This is a genomic window from Rhizobium sp. JAB6, assembly GCF_003024605.1.
Taxonomy (GTDB): domain Bacteria; phylum Pseudomonadota; class Alphaproteobacteria; order Rhizobiales; family Rhizobiaceae; genus Rhizobium.
This window is the reverse complement of sequence record NZ_PYJQ01000010.1, coordinates 368,718-391,424: the sequence shown is the minus strand read 5'-3', so window position 1 is coordinate 391,424 and position 22,707 is coordinate 368,718. Positions and strand designations below refer to the sequence as shown.

The following is a 22,707-nucleotide window of genomic DNA, read 5'->3' as shown; positions in this document are numbered from 1 at the left end:
ACGCTAGATGTTGTGGAGAACAAAACGGAATCGGCCGGAAGGTGCGATTGGGCTCCCATTCGTTCCGGCTTTGGATGCGATATTAAAGGTCCGACCGATTCACGGGAAAATGTCGCTATTTACAGATCGTTAACCATAAATGGATGCGGAATTTCGCTGGTGGAAGATTCTTCGCTTGACTCTCTTTCACCATAAAAGGCTGCGCAAGAAGGATTCAGCATTTGGTGGGGGCCTTTCCTTTGTAGTCCATATATTGTAGTGAACAAACAAAGAACGGTTAGGAGTCAGCGATTCGTCTCCGATTCGTTCTCAGGCTGTTCCGGAATCCACGGGACTCGCATGGGATGCAGGGTAAATGTAGCTTATGGTTGAGGCGCTCAAATATGAAATTGAATGTTGCCGCACCTGTTTTTTCATTCGGGTCTTGCCTTTGTCGCATATGGTCGTCATCTGTTCGTTTCCTCCAGGAGGAACCTGCTGATCGGAAGACGGCTGTTTCTCGCCTATGCACGGACCTATGACTCAGACTTCGCAGCCCATGATCCTGAGCGGACGCGGCGTGACCGCGGTGCTCGGACCAACCAATACCGGCAAGACCCATTATGCCATCGAGCGCATGGTGGCGCACGGCAGCGGCGTGATCGGCCTGCCGCTGCGGCTGCTTGCCCGCGAAGTCTATACGCGCGTCGTCGAGAAGGTCGGGGCGCACAACGTCGCGCTCGTAACTGGCGAGGAAAAGATATCGCCGCCCAATGCGCGCTATTCGGTCTGCACCGTCGAGGCCATGCCGCGCGAGACGCGCGCTTCCTTCGTCGCCATCGACGAGGTGCAGCTTGCCGGCGATCTGGAGCGCGGGCATATCTTTACCGACCGCATCCTGCATCTCCGTGGCCGCGATGAAACGCTGCTGCTCGGCGCCGGCACGATGCGGCCCATTCTCGAACAGCTTCTGCCGGGGATCACGGTCCTAGAGCGGCCCAGGCTGTCGCATCTCTTCTACGCCGGACAGAAGAAGATCACGCGGCTGCCGCAGCGCACCGCTATCGTCGCCTTTTCCGCCGACGAAGTTTATGCGATCGCAGAACTCATCCGTCGTCAGCGCGGCGGCGCCGCCGTCGTCCTCGGCGCGCTCAGCCCGCGTACCCGCAATGCGCAGGTGGCGCTCTATCAGGCCGGCGACGTCGAATATCTCGTTGCGACCGATGCGATCGGGATGGGGCTCAACCTCGATGTCGATCATGTCGCCTTCGCGCAGGACCGCAAGTTCGACGGCTATCAGTTCCGCAACCTCAATCCGGCCGAGCTCGGCCAGATCGCAGGTCGCGCCGGCCGTCATCTCAAGGACGGCACCTTCGGCGTGACGGGGCAGGTGGATCCGTTCGACGACGAGCTGGTGCGCCGCATCGAGGGACACGAATTCGACATGGTCAAGGTGCTGCAATGGCGCAGCAAGGATCTGGATTTCGCTTCGATCACCGCGCTGCGTGCAAGTTTGGAAGACGCGCCTCGCGTGCAGGGCTTGACGCGTGCGCTGCCTGCGGTAGACCAGCAGGCATTGGAATATCTGTCACGCGATCTGGAGATAGCCGATCTTGCCAGCAACCCGGCCCGGGTTGAGAAATTGTGGGAGGCCTGTGCGCTTCCGGACTATCGGCGCATTACGCCTGCCCAGCACGCCGATCTCATTGCCGCCCTCTTTTCCGATCTCGTGCGCTATGGCACGGTGAAAGAGGACTTCCTGGCCGAACAGGTGCATCGCGCCGATCGGACGGATGGCGAGATCGACACGCTTTCGGCGCGAATCGCGCAGATAAGGACTTGGACCTATGTGTCGAATCGGCCCGGCTGGCTTGCCGATCCGACACACTGGCAAGAAAAGACGCGGGAAATCGAAGATCGATTGTCCGACGCGTTGCATGAGAGGTTGACGAAACGCTTTGTTGATCGCAGGACATCTGTGCTCATGAAGCGCCTGAGAGAGAATGCGATGCTGGAAGCTGAAATCAGTGTGAATGGAGATGTCTTCGTAGAGGGGCATCATGTGGGACAGTTGACCGGATTCCGGTTCACGCCTATCGCAGGGACCGAAGGGCCGGACGCCAAGGCTGTCCAGACGGCCTCGCAGAAGGCGCTGGCGCTGGAATTCGAGGCGCGTGCCGCACGTCTGCATGCGGCCGGCAACGGCGATCTCGCGATCAGCGCCGATGGCCTCGTGCGCTGGCTCGGCGATCCCGTCGCGCGCCTGTCAGGCAGCGATCATGTCATGCGCCCGCGCGTCATCCTGCTCGCCGACGAGCAGCTGACGGGCAACGCGCGCGATCATGTCGCCGCCCGTATCGAGCGTTTCGTGAACCATCATATCAGCACGATCCTGAAGCCGCTGGACGATCTCCAGCGGGCCGAAGATCTGCAGGGCCTTGCCAAGGGGCTGGCTTTCCAGCTGGTGGAAAATCTCGGCGTTCTGTTCCGCCGCGACGTCACGGAAGAAGTGAAGTCGCTCGATCAGGACGGTCGTGCCTCCATGCGCCGGTATGGCGTTCGCTTCGGCGCCTACCATATTTTCGTGCCGGCACTGCTGAAGCCGGCTCCCGCCGAGCTCATCACGCTGCTCTGGGCGCTGAAGAACGATGGCCTGGACAAGCCGGGCTATGGCGATCTCATTCCGATCCTTGCTGCCGGCCGTACCTCGGTCGTCACCGATCCCGGCTACGAGCGCATGTTCTACAAGCTCGCCGGCTTCCGCTTCCTCGGTAAGCGTGCGGTGCGCATCGATATCCTCGAGCGTCTGGCGGATCTCATCCGCCCGCTGCTGCAGTGGAAGCCCGGTCAGGCTTCTCGTCCTGACGGCGCCTATGACGGCCGCCGATTCACGACGACGACCGCGATGCTCTCCATCCTCGGCGCAACGCTCGAGGACATGGAGGAAATCCTCAAGGGTCTCGGTTACCGCGCCGATACGGTAAAGGCGGAGGAGGCTGCGGCCTTCCTCGTTCAACAGGATGCGGCTGCGACACCGGCCGCGCCGGCTGCTGAAGCCACGGCCGAGAAGGCCGATCATGACGACGCCGATGCCGCCAGCGACGAGCCGGTCAAGGAAACGGAAGCTGCCACACCGGAAGCCGTTCCGACCGCGGCAGCCTCTGCCGAACCGACGGCTGCGCCAGCTGACGTGGCCGAAGCTCCGGGCGGTGGCGCCGCTGCTGCAGAGCTGGTCGAGCCGAAGCCGGTTCTGCTCTGGCGTCTGGGTGGCCGCAACGATAATCAGCAGCGTCAGGGCGGCCGTGGCCATGGCGATCGCCGCGGCCAACAGGGCGAAGGCCGAGGTCATCAGGGCAACCGCCGTGGTGGCGAGCAGGCAGCGGGCGAAGGCAATCGCGAGGGCGGTCGCGATCGCCGCGATGGGCGCGACAATCGTGAGGCCCGGGGCGGTGACAAGGGTCCGCGCGGCAACCGCGAGGGTGGTCGTCCACAGCACCAGGGCAACCGCGGCGAACGGGGTGATCGTCAGGACCGTGGCGACCGGAATGATCGCAACAATCGCGGCGCGTCGCAGCCGTTGCGCTTCGAAGCCAAGCCGCCGCGCAAGGAAAAGCCGATCGATCCGGATTCTCCTTTCGCCAAGCTCGCTGCCCTCAAGGAGCAGATGAAGAAATAGGTCATGACGGACGAGAAACAGCCATTTTCCGGTTCGCGCCAGCGCATCGACAAATGGCTGTTCTTTGCCCGTATGGTGAAATCCCGCTCGTTGGCGCAGCTCTATGTGCAGAACGGCAGCGTCAGGGTGAATGGCGAGCGGGTCGTGCAGTCGAGTTTCGGCGTCAAGGCCGGCGACCGCATCGAGCTCTCGCTGGAGCGGCGGGATATCGTGCTGATCGTGCGGTCGGCTGGCGAGCGCAGGGGTCCTTTCGAGGAAGCCAGGCTGCTTTACGAAGATCTGACGCCGCCGCCGGATGAGACAAAACGCCTCACCCCGTTCGAGCAGGCGTTGCGCGCACCCGGCAGCGGCAGGCCCACGAAAAGGGACCGGCGTGCGATCGATCGCCTCACCTCCGACGATGATTAGAAAACTCTGCCTGTTGCCGGCGGTTTTCGCGATTGTTTGTCCTTGAAATTGGGTAACAAAGTCGATACCTCACGATCAACCTGCCGGTAACCAGCCGGACGGCGCGTCTGCGCGTGATGCATTCGTCTGCCCGTTCGGCTCCGAGGAAAGGCGCGACGTTCCAGGTTGCGCATCCGCGGAAGCTAGATACATTCCTGGAGTGCTTCATGACATATGTCGTGACCGACAATTGCGTCCGCTGCAAATATACCGATTGTGTGGAAGTCTGCCCCGTCGACTGCTTCTACGAGGGCGAGAACTTCCTGGTCATCCATCCCGACGAATGCATCGATTGCGGCGTCTGCGAACCGGAATGTCCTGCCGAGGCGATCAAGCCCGATACGGAGCCCGGTCTCGATAAGTGGCTGAAGGTCAATGCGGAATATGCTGCCATCTGGCCGAACATCACGGTCAAGCGCGACCCGCTGCCGGAAGCCAAGGAGATGGATGGCGAACAGGGAAAATTCGAGAAATATTTCTCGGCCAATCCCGGTTCGGGCGATTGATCGATGGCCGTGACAGGCCCTCGATAAGGGTGTAGTCGATATCGCAGAAAGCGAATCATTGCCGTTGGGCCGCGGGCCGGTCAACGTGGCCATTTTGGCGCGTGCGCAGCAAATTATTGATTTCCTCAGATTTTTGTGATAGGGTCGCCACACTGATCCACAGCGGCATTTCGCATGCCCAAAACCATCACGAAAGCAAATCACCAATCCGTACGCGGTTTCCTTGACATATCAACCGTTTGTGTTGTCGGGTCCTTGATCGCGATGGGTGGGTTTCTGTTTGCATAAGTCTGGCTGGACCAGGATGAAGTGACCCGACGGTACGTCCGTCTCATCCGGGCCTGACTGACCCGGCACCCCGGCCCTAACGGGGCGCGTAACAGGGAGTTTTTGAAAAGAATGACGACCCAGCAGAAAAAACCTTCAGCAGCACGCCATGGCTTCAAGACTGGTGAAGCGATCGTTTATCCGGCCCACGGTGTCGGCACGATCACTGCGATCGAAGAACAGGAAGTCGCAGGCATGAAGCTCGAGCTGTTCGTAATCGACTTCGAGAAAGACAAGATGCGCCTGAAGGTGCCGGTGGCCAAGGCCATGAGCATCGGCATGCGCAAGCTTTCCGAGACCGATTTCGTCGAGCGTGCATTGAAGGTCGTGCAGGGCAAGGCCCGCGTAAAGCGCACCATGTGGTCGCGCCGCGCGCAGGAATACGATGCCAAGATCAATTCCGGCGATCTGATCTCGATCGCGGAGGTCGTTCGCGATCTCTATCGTGCCGAGAACCAGCCGGAGCAGTCTTATTCCGAACGTCAGCTTTACGAGGCCGCTCTTGACCGCATGGCGCGCGAAATCGCCGCCGTCAACAAGATGTCGGAAACCGAAGCTGTTCGCCTTGTCGAAACCAATCTGAACAAGGGACCAAAGCGCGGCAAAGTCGTCGACGAAGACGATTCGCAGGACGAAGCCGCATAAGGGCGAGACGCCGATAGCGCTTCAAAAACCCGGCCTTCGTGCCGGGTTTTTTCTTTGGAACCTTTTCCGTTCTGATGCGTTTATCCCCCGTGTTGGCGGTCCGTGTGGGCTAGCTCCTGTGGAGCGCTTATCCAGATGGGCCGTCTTATAGACATTCACGAGGACCGGCCTATGCGTTTTCACTCGAAGCTCCCCGGCGATCTGAAGATGCTTCATTCGCCAGATCCGTTCGATGAGATCGAACTAGACTAGTCATCGATTATCCGGCGATAATCGGTTTCCAATTTGCAATTTCATTCATTGATTTCCATCCGAGCAGCGATGTTCGGAAACGACGCTTGCTGCCCTTTTCGTCGACCGCGGCATAGAGACGATTTGAGGCCGAAACCCAGGAGATGCATATGACGAATATGTCTGCAGATCGGCGTATGATCAAAGTTGCGATGGCTGCTCCCTATCTCGATCGCGACGAAGAGCATAATCTCGCCATACGCTGGAAGGACCACGACGATCGCGGTGCCCGCAATCAGATCGCAACCGCCCATATGCGCCTCGTCATTTCCATGGCGGGGAAGTTCCGTAACTTCGGACTGCCGATGAGCGATCTGGTGCAGGAAGGCTATGTCGGCCTGCTGGAAGCGGCCGCCCGTTTCGAGCCGGAGCGGGAGGTTCGTTTCTCCACCTATGCAAGCTGGTGGATCCGGGCGTCGATCCAGGACTATATCCTGCGCAATTGGTCGATCGTGCGGGGCGGTACCAGTTCCGCCCAGAAAGCACTGTTCTTCAATCTGCGCCGCTTGCGTGCCAAGCTTGCCCGCAGCAATTCCAGCGTTACCGTTCAGTCCATCCATGAGGAAATCGCCGTCACGCTCGGCGTCAGCCTTGCGGATGTGCAGACGATGGATGCGCGCCTTTCCAGCAACGATACCTCGCTGCAGGCGCCTTCGATTGCCGGTGATTCCGAAAGTGCCGAGCGCATCGATTTCCTGATCAGCGACGAGCCGCTTCCCGACGAGCAGGTTTCAGACATGATAGATGGCGAGCGCCGGCGCGTCTGGCTCGCCTCCGCGCTGAAGCATCTCAACGAACGTGAAATGAAGATCATCCAGGCCCGCCGCCTGGTCGAGGACGGCGCGACGCTTGAAGAGCTCGGCGCCGATCTCGGCATTTCCAAGGAGCGCGTGCGCCAGATCGAAAGCCGCGCGATGGACAAGCTCCGCAACGCTTTGGTGGATGCGGATCCCCGCATGGCCAGCTACGCCTGAGTGCACCCTTCTCCCGCGCGGGAGAAGTCGCCCCGCTACTATTCCGAAATGATCTTGACCTTGTCGCCCGGCGCAACGTTTGCCCCGGTCGGCAGGGCGTTTATCAGCTTGAACAGGTCGAGCTTGCGGTCGGTGCCCATCATGCGGGCGGCGAGCGTGGTGATGGAGTCGCCGGGCTTGACGGTGACGACGCGAACGCGCAGCGGCTTCAGCGAGGCTGCCTCTTCCGGCGTCATATGCCGGAAGCTTGCGCGCAGCACATTGGCAGTCTGATCGAGCTGGGCGATATTCCCCTTCGGCACCGCCGTTAAGAAGCGGAAGATCTGCGTGCGGTCGCGAATGACAGTCACGTCGAAATCCCAGCGATCGGCCGAGGCGCGCGCCGTGGCGGCCGGCATGCCGTTGACGGTGATCGACCTGATCGAGGAGGGATCAAGGCCGGTGACCCAGCCACTGGAAATATAGTTCGTCAGATTCTGGTTCTGGGTGTCGGCCACGCCGTCGAAGCGGATGGCGATGTCGCCCGGGCCGGTCGCCATGACGGCTTCGACCTTATTGTCGATATGGAAGTCGGGCGGCACGTCGAAACGGATGCCGAGGCCGCCATGCAGGAAGGTCTGGCCGCGTACATAGCCTTCCTCCGGGCTGTCGCCATAGAGCAGGCCGTCGATGCCGTTGAGATAATAATCGCGGCCGGTATCGCCGACCTTGCCTTCTTCGCCGAATTCGCGCGCGTGCGCCTTCGCAAGGTCGATACGCTGCGGCGTGCTCGGATGGCTCGAAAGGAAGTCCAGGCTCTGATCCACGTCGGAATTGGCCGACATGAAGCGGCTGTAGTCCTCCATCGCATTCAGGAAGCGGGCGGCGGCGTAAGGATCGTAGCCGGCCTGGCCGAGCGTGCGGATGCCGATTTCATCGGCCTGCAGCTCCTGCTGGCGCGAGAAGGCGGCAAGACGCAGCTTGCCGCGGGCAAGCGCCTGTTTGCCGGCCAGATCGCTCGAAAGGACCTCGGCGACGACGCGGCTGGCGATGACTTCGGCTTCTTCCCGCTTCTGCCGCTCGATGCCGTGATTGGCTGTTACGTGCGCCATCTCGTGCGACAGCACGGCGGCGACTTCGGATGCATCATTGGCAAGCGCCAGCAGGCCGCGCGTCACATAGAGATAGCCGCCCGGCAGCGCGAAGGCGTTGATGGAGGGCGAATTGAGAATGGTGATGCGGTAGGATTGCTGCGGATTTTCCGACACGCTCGTCAGCGCGCCGGCGATGCGGGCGACGAGGCGCTCCGTCTTGGCGTCCTTGTATTCGCCGCCGTAGCTTGCGAGGATACGGGGATGTTCGCGAGCGCCCATCTGCGCGCGCGGATCGTTCTTCTGCACTTCGGAAACGATCTGCGGATTGGCGGAGGGTGAAACGCTCGGCTGATAGGACTGGTCCAGCACCGTCTGGCAGCTGTTCAACATCGCCGCGGCCGCAAGGAAGGGCATAAAGCGGCGCAAACGGGCTGCGGCGGTCGTATCGATCCTTCGTTCTGCTCGCTTGCTCTGCTTCAGGATCTGCATCCTACTCATTTCGCTGTCATGCCGACTCGGCGCCAAATCCGGTTGATCCTTACCGGGCCGATCATCGTCGCACGCCGACAAAGGTTATTTCTGCCCCCATCGATCCGCATTTGCCCGGACGGTCTCCACCCTTTGCTGTAGCCGATTTTGGCACCGGTTGCATAGCGAGACTCCGTTTAAATGTGGCGGCGTTGTATTTTAGCAAGCATTTCCGAGGACTTTCAGCCGCTCGGCTAGACGAAATTAAGGCAAAGCCGGCGGCAAGCTGCCATGACACGATCAATGTTGCAGAAATGTGGTCAATGCCGGAATACCATCCGTCTCCAGGAAGATTTTAACGGGTGCGGCGAGCTTGATCGTGCCGCCGTCGATGAAGACGGCGTGGTCGGCAAGGCGCCGTACCTCGGCCGGATCGTGCGAGACGATCAGCACCGTATTGCCGGTTTCACGGTGCAGGGCTTTCAGAAGTTCGACCATGCCGGAGCGCAGGCCGGGATCGAGCGCGGCGAAAGGCTCGTCCAACAGCAGGATAGGTTTATCGCGCACCAGAGCCCGGGCGAAGGCGGCGCGCTGGCGCTCGCCGCCGGACAGCGTTCCCGGCTTGCGCTTTTCGAAGCCGGGCAGGCCAACGCGCGCCAAAGCCTCCGAGACCCTTTCCCGGTCCTCCTTCGAAAGCTTCAGGGATGGGCTGATGCCGAGGCCGACATTGGTGAAGAGATCGAGATGGGCAAAGAGGTTATTGTCCTGAAAGACGAGGGAGACCGGCCGTTCGGCGGGATGCAGGCCGCTTACGTCCTGTCCAGCAAGCAGGATCCGGCCGCGGTCAGGTTGCTCGAACCCCGCCAGCAAATTGAGAAAGGTCGATTTTCCCGATCCCGATGGTCCGGCAATGGCGATGATCCTGCCCTGCGGCAACGTGCAGTCGAAACGGAAGTCATGGGTGCCGAGGCGCAGTTCGACGCCTTCCATGGCGATGTCTCCTGCCTTCTTGCTCCTGCCCTCAGTCATGTCGCCTGCTTTTCTCATTCGGGGTGCCCTGGCCCACCGTTCCGGCAATGGTCAGGAGAAGGCATATCAGGCCGAGGATCAAGGCATATCCGTCGGCGTCGTTGGTGCGGTAGCTGCCGAGCTTGCTATAAACCAGCCAGGGCAGAGTCATCAGGCTATCGGAGCCGAAGAGCGCGACGGCGCCGAGATCGCCGAGCGACAGGGCCATGGCGAAGGAGAGCGCCGTGAAGAGCGGTTTGCGCAGGCCGGGCCAGTCAACCATGCGCAGGCGAGCCATGCCGTGAAGGCCGAGGCTTGCCGCCAATCGGCCGGTGCGGCTGACGTGGACCGCATAGGCTGGCTCGATGACGCGAATGACGAAGGGCAGCGCCATTAGCGCGTTGATGATGACGATCAGGATGGCTGCAAAGCGACTGGGATCGCCCAATGGCCTGAGCGTCAGGAACCAGCCGGTTGCCAGCACGATCGGCGGTACCAGCAGGATGAGGGAAGAGCTTGCGCCCAATGCGAGTGCCAGACCGCGTAGGCCGAGGGTCTTTCGGCGTTCTGCCGATATCACGGAGCGGGCGCGAATGATCGCGAAGGATATCAGCACGGCCAGAAGTCCGGCGGCAAGCGCGATGGCAAGACTTGTGATTGCCGCCTGCAGGAAGACTGGCTGGCCGACGAGCTTGAACAGATTGGCCTCAAGGCCGGTCACGACAACCGAAGCGAGCGGCATGCCGAGAAAGAGCGCAGCCGCGGCCAGCAGCGCGGCATCGATGCTCCGCCCAGCCATCCCCTGTCCATCGATGCGGTTCAGCGCCCGCCCCCCTGTGAGTCCATGATCGTCGGGAGCGCGAAACAGCGTCATGGCGCCGAGCACAAGGAGGGTAACGGCGATCTGCAGCAGCGACAGCATGACGGCGCGGCCGGGATCGAAATCGAAGCGGAGCGCCTGGTAGATCGCCACTTCCAGCGTCGTCGCGGCCGGGCCGCCACCGAGGATCAGAACCAGCGTGAAGCTGGTGGCGCACAGCATGAAGATGAGGCCGGCGATTCCGGGAATGAGGCCACGCAGGATAGGCCATTCGATGAAGCGGAAGATCGAGGCGGGCCGCATGCCCAGCCCGCCGGCCATGAGCCAATATTCCGCCGGCACTCGCTCCAGCCCGGCCAGCATCAGCCGGCACGCCAGCGGCATATTGAAGAAGACATGCGCAAGCAGGATGCCGGCAAGGCCATAGATGCTGACGGGCTGCGACAGGCCGAGTGCTGCAAGCGCCTGGTTGAACAATCCCTGCCGGCCCCAGATGCCGAGCAGGCCGAGCGCGCCGATCAGCACCGGCAGGCCCATGGGCACGGCCATCAGCCGGATCAGCCATAGCCGGCCGGGAAAGCGGGGCTGGCGCGCCAACGCGCGCGCGACCGGAATGGCGAGCAGAATGGAGAGCAGCGTCGAAAGGACCGCCTGCAGCAGTGTGAAACGCAGGATGCGCAGCAGATACGGGTCTATGAGCGAGGTGTCGCCGCCGGATTCGATTCCGGCGGCGAGCAGGACGAGCACGGCGATCCCGACGAAGAGCACAATGCCGGCGAGGCTGAGCGCCCCGCCGGAAACAGCGCGTCTTCGCTCGGGTGCCGCAAGTATGATCAAGGCGTCAGTTGCCGCTGGTTGCGGTCAGCCATTCGTCGATCCAGGCCTTGCGGTTCTTGTCGACGTCGGCGGGGCTCATCAGGAAGGTCTTCGAGGGCACCACGAGCTTATCGAAGGCATCCGGCAGCGGCTCGGAGGTTGCCGCGACCGGCATCATCCAGTTGCTTGTCGGGATGATGTCCTGGAAGCCCGTGGAGATCATGAACTTCAGGAAGTCGCGGGCAAGCTCCTTGTTCGGCGAGGACTTGATCAGGCCGGCAACCTCGATCTGGATATAGTGTCCTTCCGAGAAGGCGGCGGCCTGATAGCGATCCGTCTTATCCTCGATCATGTGATAGGCCGGCGACGTCGTATAGGAGAGCACCATCGGCGCTTCGCCCTTGGTGAACAGGTCATAGGCTTCCGACCAGCCCGGCGTCACCGTCAGGATGCGGCCCTTGAGCTTCGCCCAGGCATCGGCCGCCTTGTCCCCATAAATCGACTTGACCCAGAGCAGCAGGCCGAGACCCGGCGTCGAGGTGCGCGGATCCTCGATGACGATCTTCTGGTTGGGATCGCCCTCGATGAGATCCTTCATGCTCTTCGGCGGATTCTTGACCGTCTGGCTGTCATAGATCACGGCGAAATGGCCGTAGTCGTAGGGCACGAAGACATCATCCTTGAAACCGCCGGGAACTTTGAGAGCGGAGGTGTCGATACCGCTCGCGTCGAAGAGGCCGGTATCCTTCGCTTCATCGATGAGATTGGTGTCGAGGCCGAGAACGACGTCGGCCTTGGTGCCGGTGCCTTCCAGCTTCAGGCGGGAGAGAAGCGCGACGCCGTCGGTGACGGCGACATAATTGACCGTGCAGCCGCAGGTCTTCTCGAAGGCAGCCTTGACCTTGGCGCCCGGACCCCAATCGGCGGTGAAGCTCTCATAGGTGTAGATGGTCAGGGTCTTGTCTGCTGCCTCGGCTGTCTGGACAGCGAAAAACGTTGCGCCGGCGGCAAGGGCCAGTCCGGCGAAGAATGACAATAGCGAACGGTCTTGCACGACAGCGCCTCCTCCTAGAGCCGGATGATTTTAGGTCTATCGACCTAAAATCTGGATCCGCTCTGAAATTAATAATTAGAACATGATGTCGTCCAAAAACCGCTTACGCTTTTCGGCATCATGCTCTGGGTTTCGTCTTGAAGGGGAAAGGGCGCCATGATTTCGTCACGCGTCTAATCCCTCCGCCGGTGTTAGCCGGATCAGGTTCCGCGGGTTGGCTGGTGAAAGCCTCTCAGCCAAATGTCCTGAAGGACATGAGGCACCCCGTTAGAGCATGGGCAGATTTAGTCTCGTGACGGAGGGATGACAAGGGAAATGATTCCCTTGCCGATTGCAGCATGAACGATTTACTCGGCAGCCTCCGCGACCGCCGGGCTTTCGAACTTCTTCGCCGCCCCCGGGAGCTGCACGTTCTTCAGCGTCAGCGAGGTCAAAAGGCCGAGCAGGCAGATGCCGGCGGCGGTCATGAACAATGGGCTGAAGGCGGCGGCATAGGCATTGGCGACGGCCTCGCGGGTAACCTCGGGCAAGGCGGCCATCATCTTCGGCGTCAACTCCTCGATATTGGATACGCCCGATATGGAGACGCCGACATTGCCGAGCTTGGCGGCGATGATGGCGCCGTAGATGGAGATGGCGATGGAGGCGCCGCCCATGCGCGACAGCGTGACGGCACCGGTCGCAGCGCCGATATCGCGCGCACCGGCTGCATTCTGTACGCCGATGACGGGCACTTGCTGCGCAAGACCGATGCCAATGCCATGCAGCAGCATCAGGCCGCCAATGAGGGCGATGGGTGTGCCGGCATGAACGAAGGCAAGCGAAGCGAATGCGATGGTGCTGCAGCTGGCGCTGGCGACGGCAAAGGGCTTGTAGCGGCCTCTGGCCGCGATCAGCCGACCGGCGGAAAGGGAGCCGCAGACGATGCCGCCGGTCAGAAGGATGAACAGCAGCCCGGCCATGGAGGGCGAAAGACCTGTCGTCGTTTGCAGGAAGAGCGCAAAATAGTTGACCATGCCGATGGCGACGGCGCCGCTGGTGATCGAGATGATCAGCAGAAGGCCGAATGTCGGATTGCGAAAGAGCGTCATCGGCACGATGGGCTCAAGCGCGCGGCGCTCGATGAAGACCCAGGCGATGGCGCAGATCACGCCGAAGGCGATGATGCCCAGGCATTCCGGCGACAGCAGAGATCCGAAGAGTTCGCTCCCGTCGGCGGCAAGCACGATGCTTGTCGTCGTCAGGGCAAGGACGACGGCGCCGGCATAATCGATCTTCGGACGGCGGGCGGGCTTGCGATAGGGCAGCATGAAGGCGAGACCGGCGAGCACGATGAAGCCGATCGGCACGTTGACGAGGAAGATCGAACGCCAGCCGAAGAGATCGCTCATCGTGCCGCCAAGAACGGGGCCGATGGCGCCCGAGGCCATCAGCACGAGGCTCGAATAGCTCTGGTAGCGTGCGCGCTCACGCGGCTCGAAGAGATCGGCATTGACAGCGAAGATCGAAACCATGATGCCGCCGCCGCCGAAGCCTTGAAGGACGCGAGCGGCGATCAGCGTGTTCATCGAGACGGCCAGACCACAGACGGCCGAGCCGATCGTGAAGATGGCGATCGCCGTCATCATCACATATTTGCGGCCGAAGAGATCGCCGAGCTTGCCGTAAACGGGCATGACGGCGGAAAGCGAGAGAAGATAGGCCGAGCCGATCCAGCCGAAACGCTCCAGCTGCCCGAACTCGCCGACGATCGTCGGCAGTGCCGTCGAGACGATCTGGTTGTCGAGCGTCGCCATGAACATGGCAGTCATCAGAAACAGGAAAAGAATAAGCCGCCGTTTGTGATCCGCCACGAGCGGCGTAAACGTTGTCTGCATGTCCATGGAGCAAGGAACCCGAACTGGGCCGGAACGCTGCGCTATCGAGCGAATGCGCGGGGCGCCCGGTCTTCATAAGTGAAGATATGTGCTATTAGCATATAATTGTCAATGGCAGGTGAATGCCATTTGCATGTTTTGTTTCCGCTCAACCTCTGCTATGCTCCAGGGATGACATCTGCGACGAATACAAAAGATATCGAGGTTCCGACGCTGGCCGAAGACGAGAAGTTTCTGCGCATCGGTCAGGCGATGATGCGCATGCGCTTGCTGACCGGCCGCCGCATGATCGGCAGGCTCGCCATTCAGCACGTCGCTCCGGGGCTCGAGCTTTCGCATCTCGATGTGCTCGATGTCGTGCGGCGGGCGGAAGATACGGGCGAAGTGACCGTCGGCACGATCGCCGAGCTCTTGCGCATCGATCCCTCGCGCGCGAGCCGGATCACCGCCGACATGGTGGCGCGCGGTGTGTTGCGCCGAAAGGCGTCGCAGGCGGATGCGCGGCGTATCGTCGTGGTACTGACCACGCTCGGGCAGCGTTTGCTGTCGGAAATCCAGGTGCAGAAATACGCCGTTATCGGAAGCATCTTTGCCGATTGGTCGCCCGAGGATATCGAGAGCTTTTCGTTTCTGTTCGATCGCTATGTCAGCGGCTATGAACGCGTCGTCCAGGCCGCCATGAAGGAAACGGCTGAATGATCGGCCAGCCCGGGCCGTTCCGGTAACGGCGCTCTTCCCTAGGGATATGACTTTGCGCTATGGGCTTGCCTCATGAGCCAGTCCACCACCTTCACCATCCTGCTCGGCGGCGAGCTTCGCCTGACGGAGCGATTGCGCGCCGCGACTTCCGGCAGCCGTTTCATCGCAGCCGACGGCGGCATGCGCCACGCGCTCGCGCTCGGAGTGGAGCCTGAGCTCTGGGTCGGCGACTTCGATTCCACGCCTGCCGATCTGCAGGGAGCCTTTCCGAATGTACCGAAGCAGCCCTATCCGGCGGCAAAGGCTGCGACCGACGGCGAAATTGCCGTCTCGGAAGCGATCGATCGCGGCGCCGTCCAGCTGATCCTTGCTGGCGCCATGGGCGGCGAGCGCTCGGATCACGCGATCCAGCACCTGCTCTATGGTATTCAGCTCGCCGAAAAAGGCTTCGACGTGCTGCTGACGTCGGGTGACGAGGAGGCGGTGCCGCTTCCGTCGGGCAATCTCACGCTGACGCTGCCATCAGGCTCGCTGTTCTCCGTCCTTGGTTTCAGCGATCTGACGGGCCTTTCCATCGAAAATGCCCGCTACCCCTTGCGCGATTTTCATTTGCCCTTCGGCGCATCACGCACCATTTCCAACGTGGCGGAAGGCGACGTGCGCTTTTCGCTCGGCAGAGGCAGGGCCGTGGTTCTCGCCCGCCCCTATGACCTTTCCGGAGTCTGATCTTGGCCCCTCCCATTCTGAAACTCGACGACATCTTTCTGAGCTTCGGCGGTGCGCCCTTGCTCGCCGGTGCCGGCCTGCAGGTGGAGCCGGGCGACAAGATCTGCCTTGTCGGCCGCAACGGTTCAGGCAAATCGACGCTCCTGAAGATCGCTGCCGGTCTGGTCGAGGCCCAATCGGGAGAAGTCTTCCGCCATCCGTCGTCGACCGTGCGCTATCTCGAGCAGGCTCCGGATTTTGCCGGATACAAGACGGTTGCCACCTATGCCGAAGCCGGTCTTGGACCTGGCGACGATCCCTATCGCGTCACCTATCTGCTCTCCCATCTCGGCCTGACCGGCGAAGAGGATCCCAAGAACCTTTCCGGCGGTGAGGCGCGCCGCGCGGCTCTCGCCCGTGTTCTGGCCCCGGAGCCGGATATCCTGCTGCTGGACGAGCCGACGAACCATCTGGATCTGCCGACCATTGAATGGCTGGAAGGCGAGCTGCAGAAGAGCCGCAGCGCGCTGGTGCTGATTTCGCACGACCGGCGTTTCCTGGAGAAGGTTTCGACTGCAACGGTATGGCTCGACCGCGGCACCTCGCGCCGTCTGGACAGGGGATTTGCCCATTTCGAGGCCTGGCGCGATCAGGTGCTGGAAGCCGAAGAGCTCGAGCAGCACAAGCTCGGCAAGCAGATCGAGCGCGAGGAGCACTGGCTGCGCTACGGCGTGACGGCGCGGCGCAAACGCAATATGCGCCGTCTCGGCGAGCTCCAGGATATGCGCTCGCGCTATCGCGGCCATAAGGGTGCTTTGGGCACGGTACAGGCGGCGGCTTCCGATGCGCAGGAAAGCGGCAAGCTGGTGATCGAGGCGGACAAGATCACCAAGTCCTATAATGATCGGGTCATCGTCGCGCCTTTTTCGATCCGCGTACATCGCGGCGATTGCATTGGTCTCGTCGGCCCGAACGGCGCCGGCAAGACGACGCTTCTGAAGATGCTCACCGGTCAGCTGGAGCCGGACAGCGGCACGGTGAAGCTCGGCACCAATCTGGAAATCGCGACGCTCGACCAGAAGCGCGAGGAGCTGAACCTGGAAGACACGCTCGCCAATTATCTGACCGACGGTCGTGGCGAGAACCTGCTCGTCAATGGCGAGCAGCGGCATGTGACCGGCTATATGAAGGAATTCCTGTTCCAGCCGGAGCAGGCGCGTACGCCAATCAAGAACCTTTCCGGCGGCGAACGCGCCCGGCTGATGCTGGCCCGCATCCTGTCACGGCCGACCAACCTCCTGATCCTCGACGAACCGACGAACGATCTCGACATCGAGACGCTCGACCTGCTGCAGGAAATCGTCTCCGGTTTTGCCGGCACGGTCATCCTCGTCAGCCACGACCGCGACTTCCTCGACCGCACCGTGACCTCGACGATCGCGCCCGCCGATCCGGAAGAGCCCGACGGCCGCTGGATCGAATATGCCGGCGGTTATTCCGACATGCTCGCCCAGCGCAAGGGGGCGATGGAGGAACGCAGGCGGGCTGAGAAAGCGGCTGAGAAGCCGAAATCGGCCGAAGCGCCGGCTTCCGACGCCTCGAAGGGAAAGGGCAAGCTTTCCTACAAGCAGAAATTCGCCCTCGAAAACCTGCCGAAGGAAATGGCCAAGGCTGAAGCCGAGATTGCGGCCCGCGAAAAGAAAATGGCCGATCCGAACCTCTTTTCCAAGGATGCCGCAACGTTCAACCGTCTTGCAGCGGAGATGGAAAAGCTGCGCGAAAGCCTGACCAAGATGGAAGAGGAATGGCTCGAGCTCGAAATGCTACGCGAGGAGCTGGAGGGCTGAGGCTCATATCGGCTCATCCTATGCGCGTCTTCACTATGCAGTAAAAACAATCGGTTGCGCTCGGTCGCGGCCGGCTCATTCCCTGTTGTCGAATCCGATAAACCGTTTATACATACACGCATGTTGCCGGACCACGTTCCGGTTGATACCCCCGGGCCGGCGCGGTCCGTGGCGCATGTTGGGGAAGTCCGAAGCGACCTGATTCACTGCGCCTGATGGCGACGGGTTCTTCGCGGAAAGTTGCAGACAAATTTCGTGAGCGTACCGTGATGACGGCGCCTACTGCCGCATGCGGTTTTCAAGGGGGGCTTCATGCCGATGCTGCCGCGTGCCGTCTTGTTGAGCTGTGCTATTGCCGTTTTCTCGAGTGCCCAGGCGCTTGCCCAAGGTGCGCCGCCGTCGCCGCCCGTTACGGTCGCCAAGCCTGTGGTTCGCGATGTCGTCGATAGCGACGAGTTCATCGGGCGCTTCCAGGCGGTCGATGAGGTTTCCGTGCGCTCGCGGGTCGGCGGTTACCTGCAGGAGGTGCATTTCCAGGATGGCGCGATCGTCAAGCAGGGAGATCTGCTTTTCGTCATCGACCAGCGGCCTTTCGTCACCACGCTGAACGAGGCGACGGCCGCGCTGGAAGTGGCAAAATCGTCGCTGACGCTTGCCGATGCGCAATATAAGCGGGCGGAGTCCCTGTCGACGACGGGTAGCCAGTCGGCTTCGACCCTCGATGATCGACGCCGCGATCTCCTTTCGGCGCAGGCGAATGTGCGTGGAGCGCAGGCGACGGTCGATCGCGCCAATCTGGACATGGATTTCACCAGGATCACCGCGCCGCTCAGCGGCCGCATCGACCGGCGCCTGATCTCTGTCGGCAACCTCGTGCAGGCCGATCAGACCGTGCTGACGACCATCGTGTCGCTCGACCCCATCGACTTCTATTTCGATGTTGATGAGCGCCGGCTGCTCTCCTACGCCGATGAGGCCCGCAAGAATGGCAGCGCTCTGCAGCAGGGCGGCGGCGGTCTCGATGTGACCGTGACGATTGCCGATTCCAAGCAGAAGCCGTTCAAGGGCAAGCTCGACTTCGCCGAAAACCGCGTCGATAACGAGACCGGAACCATCCGCGTCCGCGCACGCTTTCCCAATCCCAATCTTATTCTGCAGCCCGGGCTTTTCGGACGCGTTCAAGTGCAGGGGTCCAACAGCTACAAGGCGATCCTCGTGCCGGATGAAGCCATCGGTTCCGATCAGAACCAGCGCGTCGTCTATACCGTCGATACCGCCGGCAACGTCACGCCGAAATCCGTTCGTCTCGGGCCGAAACTCTATGGCTATCGCGTCATCCGCGACGGCATGACCGGTGACGAGACCATCGTCGTCAACGGGCTGATGCGCATCCGGCCCGGCGTCAAGGTGACGCCGCAGCTGATTGAGCTGCCGCAGCAGGCGACGAATGACGAGCCACCAGCCCAGGCCGATTCACAGGGGACGAGCCAATGAGGTTTTCCCACTTCTTCGTCGATCGGCCGATCTTCGCATCGGTCCTATCCATCGTGCTGTTGATCGTCGGCGGCATCGCCTATTTCCAGCTGCCGGTGGCGCAATATCCCGAAGTCGCGCCGCCGACTATCGTCGTGCGTACCTCCTACCCGGGTGCCGATGCCCAGACCATCGCCGATACCGTGGCGACGCCGATCGAGCAGGAAATCAACGGCGTCGAGGACATGCTCTACATGTCCTCCTATTCGAGTGCCGACGGCTCCATGGCGCTGACGATCACCTTCAAGCTCGGCACCGACCTCGACAAGGCGCAGGTGCTGGTGCAGAACCGCGTTTCCATCGCCGAACCTCGCCTGCCGGAAGATGTCAGACGCATCGGCATCACCACGGTCAAGAGTTCGCCCGACCTGATGATGGTCGTGCATCTCCTATCGCCGAACAATCGATACGATCAGCTGTATATCTCCAACTATGCCCGTACGCGTATCCGCGACCTTCTGGTTCGTCTGGATGGTGTCGGCGACGTGCAGCTCTTCGGCGAGCGTCAATATTCGCTGCGCATCTGGCTGGATCCTGAAAAGCTTGCCGCCTATGGCATGACCGCCGGCGACATCGTTCAGGCGCTTCGCGATCAGAACGTACAGGTTTCCGGCGGTACGATCGGCGGGCCACCGGTGTCGGGCACCAATGCCTTCCAATATACCGTCACCACGCAGGGGCGTTTTTCCGATGCGCGGCAATTCCGTTACGTCATCGTCAAGGCGACGGGCAACGGCCGTCTCGTGCAGCTGCAGGACGTCGCCCGTATCGAGCTCGGCGCGCAGGACTATGTCACCAACAGCTATCTGAACGGCAGCCCGGCGGTGGCGCTCGGCGTCTTCGCTCGCCCGGGCACGAACGCGCTCGATGCTGCCGCCGACATTCAAAAGACGATGGAAAGCCTGGCGCAGGATTTCCCGCAGGGGCTCGAATACCGCATCATCTATAACCCCACGGAGTTTATCGCCGAATCGATCCACGAGGTCTACAAAACCATCTTCGAGGCGGCGGTCCTCGTCGCCATCGTCGTGCTGGTCTTCCTGCAATCGTGGCGGACGGCGATCATCCCGATCGTCGCGATACCCGTGTCGCTGATCGGTACCTTCGCCTTCCTGCTCGCCTTCGGCTTCTCGCTGAACATGCTGACGCTGTTCGGCCTGGTACTCGCCATTGGCATCGTCGTCGACGACGCGATCGTTGTCGTGGAGAATGTCGAACGAAACCTCGCGCTCGGCATGACGCCAAAAGAGGCGTCGCATGTGACGATGAACGAGGTGGGCACCGCGGTTCTGGCGATCTCGCTGGTGCTGATCGCCGTCTTTGTGCCGACCGCCTTTATCCCCGGCATCTCAGGCCAGTTCTACCGGCAGTTCGCGGTGACGATTTCAGTCGCGACGGCCATTTCGTGCCTGAACTCGCTGACGCTCTCGCCGGCGATCGCCGCGATCGTCCTGCGTCCCCATAGCCACGAGAAATCGAACAATGTCTTCGCGCGGTTCGGCCGCGCCTTGGGTGACGGGTTCAACCGCGGCTTCGAGCGGATGAGCAGCGGCTATTCGTGGATCATCCGGCGCCTCGTGACAACGTGGACGGCGCTGGCCTGTGCGCTTCTCGTCTTCGCGGGGCTGCTGGCGGGAACCTGGTATATGGGCAGGATCGTGCCGCAGGGCTTCGTTCCGACCATGGACCAGGGCTATGCCATCGTCGTCGTGCAACTGCCCGACGGCGCGTCGCTTGCGCGCACCAACGCCGTCATCCAGAAGGCGACTGACATCATCAGCAAGACGCCGGGCATTGCCAATGCCGTCGCCTTTGCCGGCTTCAACGGCGCGACTTTCACCAATGCCTCGAATTCAGGCGTCATCTTCACGCCGTTCAAGCCATTCGAGGAGCGGCTAAAGACCGGAGATACGGCGACCAAGATCATCGGCCAGCTCTTCGGTAGCCTCCAAGGTATCCAGGAAGCCTTCATCATCGCCATTCCGCCGCCTTCGATCCGCGGCGTCGGCAATTCCGGCGGCTTCAAGATGCAGATCATGGACCGGGAAAACCCCGACATGCGCCGCATCCTGCCGCTCGCCTACCAGATGATGGGCGTTGCCGCGCAGAACAAGGGTGTCAGCGGCGTCTTCACCACCTTCTCCGCCAACAGCCCGCAGTATTTCCTGGCGATCGACCGTGACAAGGCGCGGGCGCTGAACGTGCCGATCCCGAATATCTTCGAGACGCTGTCGATCAATCTTGGCACATCCTATGTCAACGACTTCAACGCTTTCGGCCGTGTCTATCAGGTCCGGGCGCAGGCCGACCAGCAGTATCGCATGGACCGTGAGGATATTCTGGCACTGAAGGTGCGGTCGGCGACGGGCGCGCTCGTACCGCTCGGCACGTTGGTCGATATCCGCGACACGACCGGGCCGGCGCTCGTCCAGCGCTACAACATGTATGTCTCGGTTCCTTTGCAGGGCAATCCGGGTCCGGGCGTTTCCACGGGTACGGCACTCGACACGATGGAGGGGCTGGCAAAGAATCTCTTGCCGTCGGGCACCACCTTCGAATGGACGGAACTCGCCTATCAGGAAAAACATACCGGCAATACGGCGATCTACATCTTCGCCCTGTCGGTCATCTTCGTCTTCCTGGCGCTCTCGGCGCAGTATGAAAGCTGGATCCTGCCGCTTGCGATCATCCTCATCGTGCCGCTGGCGGTGCTTGCGGCGCTGATCGGCGTGCATCTGAGAGGAATGGACAACAACATCCTCACGCAGATCGGGCTGATCGTGCTGATCGGCCTTGCGGCCAAGAACGCGATCCTGATCGTCGAATTCGCCCGGCAGGCGCAGCTTGAGGGAAAGAGCGCAGTGGAGGCGGCGATCGAGGCCAGTCATCTGCGCCTGCGTCCGATCCTGATGACGGCGTTTGCCTTCATCTTCGGCGTCGTGCCGCTGATGATCGCGACCGGCCCGGGCGCGGAAATGCGTCAGTCGCTCGGCACCGCGGTCTTCTCCGGCATGCTCGGCGTGACGCTGTTCGGCCTGTTCCTGACGCCGGTCTTCTATGTTGTCCTGCGCAGACGGCGCAAGCAGGCGGAAGCCGAACAGGAGCCTGCGGCGGCAGACGCAGCGCAATGATTCCTAAAGGAGTGGCCGAGCGTTTCACGGGAATCGCTCGGCCGTTCTATCCGATTGTTTATGCCGCTCCAGATAGGAGGCGTCTTCCAGCCGCCTTAAAGATGCGGATTGCGCGGCCGGTATTTCTTGACCAATTGTTGGTTGGTTTCCTTGGCGCCGGGCATGTTGGCGCTGAGGTAGACGGGCGGATTGCCGTCTCTGCAGAGTTCGGCGGCGACATCGGCGAAGATGGCATTGAGCACCGTGGCGCCGACGGCTGTCGAGGCCGGTCCGACCTTCAGCTCCGTTCCCGGCAGCTCGATCATCGCATCCCCCGGCGGCAGGCCGTTGTCCAGCACGATATCGGCGATATCGGCGAGCTTTCTGCGTCCATTGGCGATGGCGGCCGAATAGGCGAGCGAGGTGATGGCGATGACCGTTGCGCCGATTTCCCGGCCATAATCCGCCGCCTCGATCGGCGCGGCGTTGACGCCGGAATTGGAGGCGATGATCAGCACATCGCCGGGCTGCATGCCGTAGCGCTCGAAGACCGGGCGGATAAGGCCCTCGGTGCGTTCATAGACCGAGCTGATGACGGCGCCTTCATGCAGCATGGCGGAGCCCACGAGCACGGGAATGGTGAAGGCGAGGCCGCCGGCGCGATAATGCACTTCTTCCGCCAGCATATGCGAATGGCCGGTGCCGAAGACATAGACGCGGCGATCGGCGCGTGCGGCCGTGCAGATGGCAGCCGAAGCCCGGGACATCGGCTCGGCCAGCGCCTCGCGCAGGGTCTCCAACCGGCCGATGAGGGCGGAGAAATAGCTGTCCGTGACTGCGCTCATGCCGACC

General features: G+C 61.6%; 16 protein-coding genes and 1 riboswitch. Of the genes, 10 read left to right on the top strand and 6 right to left on the bottom strand.

The features are described 5' to 3' along the window. The first annotated feature begins 517 nt into the window (after positions 1-517). The 5 genes from C7U61_RS18135 to C7U61_RS18115 all read left to right on the top strand — a co-directional run bounded on the left by C7U61_RS18135 (position 518) and on the right by C7U61_RS18115 (position 6,845). Positions 518-3,655: a helicase-related protein gene (locus C7U61_RS18135; RefSeq protein ID WP_106999457.1), complete on the top strand. Its 3,138-nt coding sequence runs from the start codon at positions 518-520 to the stop codon at positions 3,653-3,655. A 3-nt stretch (positions 3,656-3,658) separates the two neighbouring features. After that, positions 3,659-4,063, top strand: coding sequence for an RNA-binding S4 domain-containing protein (locus C7U61_RS18130; RefSeq protein WP_106999456.1), 405 nt, complete (start codon positions 3,659-3,661; stop codon positions 4,061-4,063). Between the two features lie 206 nt (positions 4,064-4,269). Then, positions 4,270-4,608: a ferredoxin FdxA gene (fdxA, locus tag C7U61_RS18125; protein ID WP_106999455.1), complete on the top strand. Its 339-nt coding sequence runs from the start codon at positions 4,270-4,272 to the stop codon at positions 4,606-4,608. A 399-nt stretch (positions 4,609-5,007) separates the two neighbouring features. Then, complete coding sequence (locus tag C7U61_RS18120) at positions 5,008-5,580, top strand: CarD family transcriptional regulator (protein WP_095433143.1); 573 nt, start codon at positions 5,008-5,010, stop codon at positions 5,578-5,580. 401 nt (positions 5,581-5,981) lie between these two features. Then, positions 5,982-6,845: an RNA polymerase factor sigma-32 gene (locus tag C7U61_RS18115; RefSeq protein ID WP_106999454.1), complete on the top strand. Its 864-nt coding sequence runs from the start codon at positions 5,982-5,984 to the stop codon at positions 6,843-6,845. Positions 6,846-6,883: 38 nt separating this feature from the next. Here C7U61_RS18115 and C7U61_RS18110 read toward each other — a convergent pair whose 3' ends face one another. From C7U61_RS18110 to C7U61_RS18090, 5 genes are all read right to left on the bottom strand, one after another. After that, positions 6,884-8,332: a M48 family metalloprotease gene (locus C7U61_RS18110; RefSeq protein ID WP_106999534.1), complete on the bottom strand. Its 1,449-nt coding sequence runs from the start codon at positions 8,330-8,332 to the stop codon at positions 6,884-6,886. A gap of 354 nt (positions 8,333-8,686) precedes the next feature. Next, positions 8,687-9,415 carry an ATP-binding cassette domain-containing protein gene (locus tag C7U61_RS18105; RefSeq protein ID WP_106999453.1) on the bottom strand — a complete coding sequence of 243 codons (729 nt, stop codon included), beginning with the start codon at positions 9,413-9,415 and terminating at the stop codon, positions 8,687-8,689. After that, complete coding sequence (gene thiP, locus C7U61_RS18100) at positions 9,408-11,048, bottom strand: thiamine/thiamine pyrophosphate ABC transporter permease ThiP (protein WP_106999533.1); 1,641 nt, start codon at positions 11,046-11,048, stop codon at positions 9,408-9,410. The genes C7U61_RS18105 and thiP overlap by 8 nt, the downstream gene beginning before the upstream one ends. A 7-nt stretch (positions 11,049-11,055) precedes the next feature. Further along, a complete protein-coding gene (gene thiB / locus C7U61_RS18095; protein ID WP_245410834.1) occupies positions 11,056-12,048 on the bottom strand; it encodes a thiamine ABC transporter substrate binding subunit in 993 nt (330 codons plus the stop codon). Between the two features lie 196 nt (positions 12,049-12,244). Further along, positions 12,245-12,361, bottom strand: a riboswitch (TPP riboswitch). A gap of 70 nt (positions 12,362-12,431) precedes the next feature. Continuing rightward, the gene (locus tag C7U61_RS18090) at positions 12,432-13,967 is read right to left on the bottom strand and encodes an MDR family MFS transporter (protein WP_106999451.1); all 1,536 of its coding nucleotides are present in this window, start codon (positions 13,965-13,967) and stop codon (positions 12,432-12,434) included. Positions 13,968-14,132: 165 nt separating this feature from the next. On the opposite strand from C7U61_RS18090, the gene C7U61_RS18085 reads away from it, so the two are divergent. From C7U61_RS18085 to C7U61_RS18065, 5 genes are all read left to right on the top strand, one after another. After that, positions 14,133-14,660, top strand: a complete 528-nt coding sequence (locus tag C7U61_RS18085) for a MarR family winged helix-turn-helix transcriptional regulator (protein WP_106999532.1) — start codon at positions 14,133-14,135, stop codon at positions 14,658-14,660. Between the two features lie 72 nt (positions 14,661-14,732). After that, positions 14,733-15,386 (top strand): thiamine diphosphokinase, encoded by a 654-nt coding sequence (locus C7U61_RS18080; protein ID WP_106999450.1) that lies wholly within the window; start codon positions 14,733-14,735, stop codon positions 15,384-15,386. Positions 15,387-15,388: 2 nt separating this feature from the next. Further along, a complete protein-coding gene (locus tag C7U61_RS18075; RefSeq protein WP_106999449.1) occupies positions 15,389-17,212 on the top strand; it encodes an ABC-F family ATP-binding cassette domain-containing protein in 1,824 nt (607 codons plus the stop codon). Between the two features lie 318 nt (positions 17,213-17,530). Continuing rightward, positions 17,531-18,706 (top strand): efflux RND transporter periplasmic adaptor subunit, encoded by a 1,176-nt coding sequence (locus C7U61_RS18070; RefSeq protein WP_245410833.1) that lies wholly within the window; start codon positions 17,531-17,533, stop codon positions 18,704-18,706. Beyond that, the gene (locus C7U61_RS18065) at positions 18,703-21,876 is read left to right on the top strand and encodes a multidrug efflux RND transporter permease subunit (protein ID WP_106999447.1); all 3,174 of its coding nucleotides are present in this window, start codon (positions 18,703-18,705) and stop codon (positions 21,874-21,876) included. Before C7U61_RS18070 ends, C7U61_RS18065 begins: the two co-directional genes overlap by 4 nt. A 95-nt stretch (positions 21,877-21,971) precedes the next feature. Here C7U61_RS18065 and C7U61_RS18060 read toward each other — a convergent pair whose 3' ends face one another. Then, positions 21,972-22,700 (bottom strand): SIS domain-containing protein, encoded by a 729-nt coding sequence (locus tag C7U61_RS18060; protein WP_106999446.1) that lies wholly within the window; start codon positions 22,698-22,700, stop codon positions 21,972-21,974. Positions 22,701-22,707 lie beyond the last annotated feature (7 nt).